Annotated in this window: 7 protein-coding genes and 1 tRNA gene; 6 read left to right on the top strand and 2 right to left on the bottom strand. The window is 69.7% G+C overall.

What is annotated here, in order from left to right; translation table 11 throughout:
* Positions 1 to 296 precede the first annotated feature (296 nt).
* The 4 genes from ACIPAE_RS31900 to ACIPAE_RS31885 are packed head-to-tail and all read left to right on the top strand — an operon-like array spanning position 297 to position 4,859.
* On the top strand, positions 297 to 1,226 hold the full coding sequence (locus ACIPAE_RS31900; RefSeq protein ID WP_328462851.1) for a branched-chain amino acid ABC transporter permease: 930 nt from the start codon (positions 297 to 299) through the stop codon (positions 1,224 to 1,226).
* A 5-nt stretch (positions 1,227 to 1,231) separates the two neighbouring features.
* Positions 1,232 to 3,124, top strand: a complete 1,893-nt coding sequence (locus ACIPAE_RS31895) for a branched-chain amino acid ABC transporter permease (protein ID WP_402449963.1) — start codon at positions 1,232 to 1,234, stop codon at positions 3,122 to 3,124.
* Between the two features lie 8 nt (positions 3,125 to 3,132).
* Positions 3,133 to 4,146: an ABC transporter ATP-binding protein gene (locus tag ACIPAE_RS31890; protein ID WP_402449961.1), complete on the top strand. Its 1,014-nt coding sequence runs from the start codon at positions 3,133 to 3,135 to the stop codon at positions 4,144 to 4,146.
* Positions 4,143 to 4,859, top strand: coding sequence for an ABC transporter ATP-binding protein (locus tag ACIPAE_RS31885; RefSeq protein ID WP_328462845.1), 717 nt, complete (start codon positions 4,143 to 4,145; stop codon positions 4,857 to 4,859). The genes ACIPAE_RS31890 and ACIPAE_RS31885 overlap by 4 nt, the downstream gene beginning before the upstream one ends.
* A gap of 107 nt (positions 4,860 to 4,966) precedes the next feature.
* Here the strand turns inward: ACIPAE_RS31885 and ACIPAE_RS31880 are convergent, their stop codons facing one another.
* Positions 4,967 to 5,605: a response regulator gene (locus ACIPAE_RS31880; RefSeq protein ID WP_328462843.1), complete on the bottom strand. Its 639-nt coding sequence runs from the start codon at positions 5,603 to 5,605 to the stop codon at positions 4,967 to 4,969.
* Positions 5,606 to 5,709: 104 nt separating this feature from the next.
* Here ACIPAE_RS31880 and ACIPAE_RS31875 point away from each other — a divergent pair.
* A tRNA-Leu gene (locus ACIPAE_RS31875) sits at positions 5,710 to 5,784 on the top strand.
* Between the two features lie 105 nt (positions 5,785 to 5,889).
* Positions 5,890 to 6,639, top strand: coding sequence for a transcriptional regulator (locus tag ACIPAE_RS31870; protein WP_402449958.1), 750 nt, complete (start codon positions 5,890 to 5,892; stop codon positions 6,637 to 6,639).
* Between the two features lie 15 nt (positions 6,640 to 6,654).
* Here the strand turns inward: ACIPAE_RS31870 and ACIPAE_RS31865 are convergent, their stop codons facing one another.
* On the bottom strand, positions 6,655 to 7,134 hold the full coding sequence (locus ACIPAE_RS31865; protein WP_329370539.1) for a hotdog fold thioesterase: 480 nt from the start codon (positions 7,132 to 7,134) through the stop codon (positions 6,655 to 6,657).
* Positions 7,135 to 7,170 lie beyond the last annotated feature (36 nt).

The raw sequence follows: 7,170 nt of genomic DNA, 5'->3' as shown, positions 1-7,170 counted from the left end.
CCGGTTAACCTTTAAAACACGGCATTGTGCACCGCGTTCATGCCGGGCTTATAGCGGGGCTCCCGGCCCCCCCCCCCCCCGGGGGGCGGCGGGGCGGGCCCCCCGGCCCGCGCGGCCCGCCGTTTGTCGCACCACCCCCAGACCCCGCAGCACTCCCCGGACCCCGCACCACCGTCCGACCCGCACCACCGCTCCGCACCCGGACCCCGCACCACCGCACCACCGCTCCGCGCGCCCCGGGGGACCGCGCCCACCGTCCCCGACTCACCTGCTCCCAGCGACATGGAGGCCATGCGGTGCACACCCTGCCGCAACAGCTGGCCAACGGGCTGTTCCTCGGCTCGATGTACGGGCTCATCGCCATCGGCTACACGATGGTGTACGGCATCGTCCAGCTCATCAACTTCGCCCACGGCGAGATCTTCATGACCGGCGCCTTCGGCGCGCTCACCGTATGGAACATCCTGCCCAGCGGCATGAACATCTGGGCCGCGCTGCCCCTGATGCTCGTCGGTGGCGCCATCGTCTCCATGCTGATCGCGGTAGGCGCCGAACGGTTCGCCTACCGGCCACTGCGCGGCGCACCCAGACTCGCGCCCCTCATCACCGCCATCGGCCTCTCCCTCGCCCTCCAGCAGGCGATCTTCGTGTGGTACCCCGGCGCCGACAACGCCAAGGACTTCCCCCAACTCGGCACGCACCCCTACCACCTGGGCTCCATCAGCATCCAGCGCAACGACATCTTCCTCGTCGTCGCCGCCGCGATCTGCATGATCGGCCTGGCCGCCTTCGTCCGCAGCAGCCGCACCGGCCGCGCCATGCAGGCCACCGCACAGGACCCGGACACCGCCCAGCTCATGGGCATCGACACCAACCGCATCATCGTGATCGCCTTCGCCATCGGCGGCCTGTTCGCCGCCGTCGCCGGCGTCGCCTACGGCCTGAAGTACGGCCAGGTCACCTACAACATGGGCTTCCAGGCCGGCCTGAAAGCCTTCACCGCGGCGGTCCTCGGCGGCATCGGCAACATCTACGGCGCCATGCTCGGCGGACTCGTCCTCGGCATCGCCGAAGCCTGCGCCACCGCCTACATCGCCAACATCCCCGGCATGCACCAACTCGGCGGCCAAGGCTGGGCCAACGTATGGGCATTCGTCCTGCTCATCGTGGTCCTGCTGGTCAGACCACAGGGCCTGCTGGGTGAACGCGTAGCGGACAGGGCGTGATCCCGATGACAGACATCCCCACCACCGCGGCCCTCCAGCCCGTCCCGCTCGGCACCACCAACCCCGACGCACCGCGCGCCGACTCCTTCGTCACCCTGCCGCCCGGCGTCGCCCGCATCGCGACCCTCGTCGGCGTCGTGGGCACTGTGGTGTCCACCTTCATGTCCTGGACCTACACCTCCGACTTCCCCGGCGACCTCACCGTCAACGGCTACCCCGGCGGGCTGCAGGTCCTCACCCTCATCGGCGCCATCCTCACCGGCCTGGTGGCCCTCGGGGCCTTCGGGGTCAAGGGCCTGACCTGGCTGGTGCCCAACCGGTCGCCCAACGCCGTCCTGCTGCTCGCCGCCGGCACCTTCGCCACCACCTGGTACGCCGTCATCGCCATCGCGCAGGAACTCGGCGGCCTGGCCAACCTCAACCCCGGCGGCTTCGTCGCCGCCGTCGCCTCGCTGGTCCTGCTCGTCGGCGCCCTGGGCCTGCCCATCGACCGCCGCCCCCTGGACGACTCCGACGCCGAGTACTACGAACTCGGCCGCCTCAGCGAGAACGGCGCGACCCGCGGCGCCTACCGCTGGCTGCGCTCGGCCCGGCTCAACCACCGCGAGCTGCCGGTCTCCGACCCCGCCAAGGCGCCCCTGTGGGTGCAGTACCTCATCGTCGTCGTGGTCGCCGCCGTCGGCGTGAAAGTCCTCACCTACGGGCTGGCCACCGGCTACACCGAACTCTTCGTCGGCTACCTGATCCTGCTCGTCTTCGCCCTCCTGGCGTTCAGCGCCGCCGGACTCACCCGGCAGTTCTCCAAGATCACCGGCGATCACCGGCCGTTCTCGATGTCGGTCGGCATCCTCGCCGCCATCGCCTACCCGTTCGTCCAGAACAACGAGCACTGGGCGAACCTCGGCGTCAACATCCTCATCTTCGGCACCGTCGCCCTGGGCCTGAACATCGTCGTCGGCCTCACCGGCCTGCTCGACCTCGGCTACGTCGCCTTCCTCGGCGTCGGCGCCTACGCCGCGGCCCTCGTCTCCGGCTCCCAGTACTCCATCTGGTCCGGCGTCCAGTTCCCCTTCTGGGCCGCCGCCCTCACCGGCATGGCCGCCTCCCTGGTCTTCGGCGTCCTCATCGGCGCCCCCACCCTGCGGCTGCGCGGCGACTACCTGGCCATCGTCACCCTCGGCTTCGGAGAGATCTTCCGCATCGCCGTCAACAACCTCGACGGCGTCTCAGGACCCAAGGTCACCAACGGGCCGAACGGCATCCCGAACATCCCCGACCTGTCGGTCTTCGGCTACAACCTCGGCAACCCGCACCAGATCGGCTCCATCACCCTCGGCCGGTTCGCCAACTACTACCTGCTGATGCTCGTCATCACGGTGATCGTGGTGCTCGTCTTCACCCGCGCCTCCGACTCCCGCATCGGCCGGTCCTGGATCGCCATCCGCGAGGACGAGACCGCCGCCACCGCCATGGGCATCAACGGCTTCCGGGTCAAGCTCATCGCGTTCGCGCTCGGCGCCTCCCTGGCCGGCCTGGCCGGCACCGTCAGCGCCCACGTCACCTACAGCGTCGTGCCCAACCCCTACCAGTTCTCCGGCGCCGCACCGCCCAACTCCGCGTTCCTGCTCGCCGCCGTCGTCCTCGGCGGCATGGGCACCGTCAGCGGACCCATCCTCGGCGCCGCGCTCCTCTACATCGTCCCCGAGAAGCTGGGCTTCCTGCAGCGCTACGAACTCTTCGCCTTCGGCGTCACGCTCATCCTGATCATGCGCCTCAGGCCCGAGGGCATCATCCCCAACCGGCGCCGCAAGCTCGAGTTCCACGAGGAAGAAGCCCTGCTACCCACGCAACGACCGCTCGGCGACGACACCATCGCCGTCGGCGAGGCAGGGGCGTGAAGGACACCATGACCACCACGACCAGCACCTCCGCCGCCCCGGCGGCCACCCCCGGCAGCACCCCGCTGCTCCAGGCCAGCGGCGTCATCATGCGGTTCGGCGGCCTCACCGCCGTCCGCGACGTCAGCCTCACCGTCAACAGCGGCGAGATCGTCGGCCTGATCGGCCCCAACGGCGCCGGCAAGACCACCTTCTTCAACTGCCTCACCGGGCTGTACGTCCCCACCGAGGGCTCCGTCAGCTACAAGGGCACCGTCCTGCCGCCCAAGCCCCACCTCGTCACCAAGGCAGGCGTCGCCCGCACCTTCCAGAACATCCGGCTGTTCGCCAACATGACCGTGCTGGAGAACGTCCTGGTCGGCCGGCACACCCGCACCCGCGAGGGCCTGCTCTCCGCCCTCATCCGCGGCCCCGGCTACCACAAGGCCGAAGCCCGCTCCCGCGAACGCGCCATGGAGCTGCTCCAGTTCACCGGCCTCGCGGAGAAGGCCGACCACCTCGCCCGCAACCTCCCCTACGGCGAGCAGCGCAAGCTGGAGATCGCCCGCGCACTCGCCAGCGAACCCGGGCTGCTGCTGCTCGACGAGCCCACCGCCGGCATGAACCCGCAGGAGACCCGCGCCACCGAGGAACTGGTCTTCGCCATCCGCGACCAGGGCATCGCCGTGCTGGTCATCGAGCACGACATGCGGTTCATCTTCAACCTCTGCGACCGCGTCGCCGTCCTGGTCCAGGGCCAGAAGCTGGTGGAGGGCAGCTCCGAGGTCGTCCAGAGCGACGAACGCGTCATCGCGGCCTATCTGGGCGAGCCGTTCGAGGCGGAGGGGACACCGCAGCCGGCGGCGCCCAAGGCCGAGGCGGAGCCGGAACCGCCGGTCGAGCCGGAACCGCCGGTCGAACCCCCGGTCGAGCCGGAACCCCCGGCTGAGCAGGAGCCGGAGCAGGAGCCGCAGCCGGAGCCCCCGACCGAGCCGGACCCCGAGCCCGGCACCGGCGCGCACGAGCAGGAGAACGACCGATGACCGCACTGCTCGAAGTAGAGGACCTCCGGGTCGCCTACGGCAAGATCGAGGCCGTCAAGGGCATCTCCTTCTCGGTCGAAGCCGGCCAGGTCGTCACCCTCATCGGCACCAACGGCGCCGGCAAGACCACCACCCTGCGCACCCTCAGCGGCCTGCTCAAGCCCATCGGCGGACGGGTGACCTTCGACGGCAAGGTGCTCAGCCGGGTACCCCCGCACAAGATCGTCGCCCTCGGCCTGGCCCACTCCCCGGAAGGCCGGCACATCTTCCCCCGGCTCAGCATCGAGCAGAACCTGCTGCTCGGCGCCTTCCTGCGCAGGGACACCGCCGGCATCACCAAGGACGTCGAGCGCGCCTACGAGCTCTTCCCGATCCTCGGCGAACGCCGCAAACAGGCCGCGGGCACCCTCTCCGGCGGCGAGCAGCAGATGCTCGCCATGGGCCGCGCCCTGATGTCGCAGCCCAAACTGCTCATGCTCGACGAACCCTCCATGGGCCTCTCGCCGATCATGATGCAGAAGATCATGTCCACCATCGTCGAGCTGAAGTCCCAGGGCACCACCATCCTGCTCGTCGAGCAGAACGCCCAGGCGGCCCTCTCCCTCGCCGACCAGGCCCACGTCATGGAGATCGGCAGCATCAAGATCTCCGGCACCGGCCAGGACCTGCTCCACGACGAGGGCGTCCGCAAGACCTACCTCGGCGAGGACTGAGCACCAGGCAACACCGATAGCACCCCACGAGTAAGGCCCGCACTCCAGGAGTGCGGGCCTTACCGGTGCGTGGCTGGTGCCTGGCCGGTGCCTTGGGCGGCGTCCGGTCAGTCCTTCTCCGTCACCTCGTCGATGACCGCCTGCGCCACCGCCTGCATCGACATCCGGCGGTCCATCGACGTCTTCTGAATCCACCGGAACGCCGCCGGTTCGCTCAGCCCGTACTTCGTCTGCAACACGCTCTTCGCCCGGTCCACCAGCTTGCGCGTCTCCAGCCGCAGCGACAGGTCGGCGATCTCCAGTTCCAGGGCGCGCAGCTCCTGGAACCGGCTCACCGCCATCTCGATCGCCGGCACCAGGTCGCTCTTGGTGAACGGCTTCACCAGGTACGCCATCGCGCCCGCGTCCCTGGCCCGCTCCACCAACTCCCGCTGCGAGAAGGCGGTCAGCATCAGCACCGGTGCCAGCTTCTCCCCGGCGATCTGCTCCGCCGCGCTGATGCCGTCCAGCACGGGCATCTTCACGTCCAGGATCACCAGGTCGGGGTGGAGTTCCTGCGCGAGCTTCACCGCCACCTCGCCGTCGCCGGCCTCCCCGACGACGGAGTACCCCTCCTCCTCCAGCATCTCCTTCAGGTCCAGCCGGATCAGCGCCTCGTCCTCGGCGATGACGACACGCGTGGTCACGGGCGGCACATGCGCGGAAGCGTCGTCCTGCGCGGGGGTGGGCTCGTCGGGGGCGCTCACGGTGCGGTGCTCCTCGGGTCATGGCGTCGAATCCTGCTACCTGAGCCTACCCAGCTCGGGTAGAGTTTGAATACGGAGGTGGTAAGCTGACCTCTGTTTTGAAGGCCCCGGTAGCCCAATTGGCAGCAGGCAATGGATTCAAAACCCATACAGTGTCGGTTCGAGTCCGACTCGGGGCACTTTACCTTCGATTCGAAGGCCAGCGCCTTTTCGGCGTAGGCCGATCGGGTGAATCTCTCCGGCGCCCCCTTCCATGATCCAACCGCGCGTCGATCATGGCTCACATGTACGATTCCGCGACTCGACGCCATGCGCTGGCGCAGGTGGCCACCGGCCGCAGCCTGAACTCGGTGAGCCGGTCCACCGGCATATCGCGCGCCGCGCTCAGGAGTTGGCGTGACCACGGCATCAAGCCGGTCAGCCGGGGAGCGACGCCGCTGCGGACGGACGGTCCCGCGTATCCGTACCTGCTCGGCCTCTACCTCGGTGACGGCTGCATCAGCGCCCACCGGCGCGGGGTGCACGCGCTGCGGATCGCCTGCGGCAACGCCTGGCCCGGACTCATCGACGCCTGCGAGGAGGCGATCCGCGCGGTCCGTCCTGGCGGTGCCGTCTTCCGAGTGGCCCAACAAGGCTGTGTGCAGGTCACGTCGATGAGCAAGCAGTGGCCCGCGGTCTTCCCCCAGCACGGTCCCGGGCGGAAACACGAGCGGAAGATCACACTGGAGCCCTGGCAGCAGACGATCGTGGCCGCGTACCCGTGGGAGTTCATCCGCGGGCTGGTCCACTCCGACGGCTGCCGGGTCACCAACTGGACCGTGCGGACGGTCGGAGGGCTGCCGAAGCGCTACGCGTACCCGCGGTACTTCTTCACCAACACCTCGGCCGACATCCGGGGACTGTTCACGGACGCGCTCGACCGCGTCGGCGTGGCGTGGACCGAGACCCGTAGACGCGGTGAGGCGCGGAACATCTCCGTCGCCCGGCGGGCCTGTGTCGCGGTGATGGACCTGCACGTGGGCCCCAAGTACTGAGGCCCGCGGGCGGGGTCAGGCGGTCGTGGGGGCCGGCGGGGAGGCGGGGCGGAGCATGCAGGTGAGGCGGGCGGTGCAGACGCGCTTGCCGGTGGCGTCGTCGGTGATGACGATCTCGTAGCTGGCCGAGGAGCGCCCGCGGTGGACCGGAGTGGCGGTCCCGGTCACCGTGCCGGTGCGCACGCTGCGGTGGTGCGTCGCGTTGAGGTCGACGCCGACCGCGATCTTGTTGGGCCCGCCGTGCAGCATCGCCCCGACCGACCCGAGGGTCTCCGCCAGGACCGCGGAGGCGCCGCCGTGCAGCAGCCCGTACGGCTGGGTGTTGCCCTCGACGGGCATGGTGCCCACCACCTTGTCGGCCGCGGCCTCGGTGATCCGGATGCCCATCCGGCTGCCGAGCGGGCCGGCCGAGAACAGCGCGGGCAGGTCGATGCCGAGTCCGGCGTACTGCGCCAGCGTCTCCGGGGAGAACTGGGTGGGGGTCTGCTCGCCCATGCGGGTCGGCTCCGTTCTGCGGTTGTGCGACCGGTT

The sequence above is a fragment of the Streptomyces sp. NPDC087270 genome (genome assembly GCF_044744625.1).
Classification (GTDB): Bacteria; Actinomycetota; Actinomycetes; order Streptomycetales; family Streptomycetaceae; genus Actinacidiphila.
Note: the sequence above shows the minus strand (reverse complement) of the source record. Positions and strands in the feature narration are given on the sequence as shown.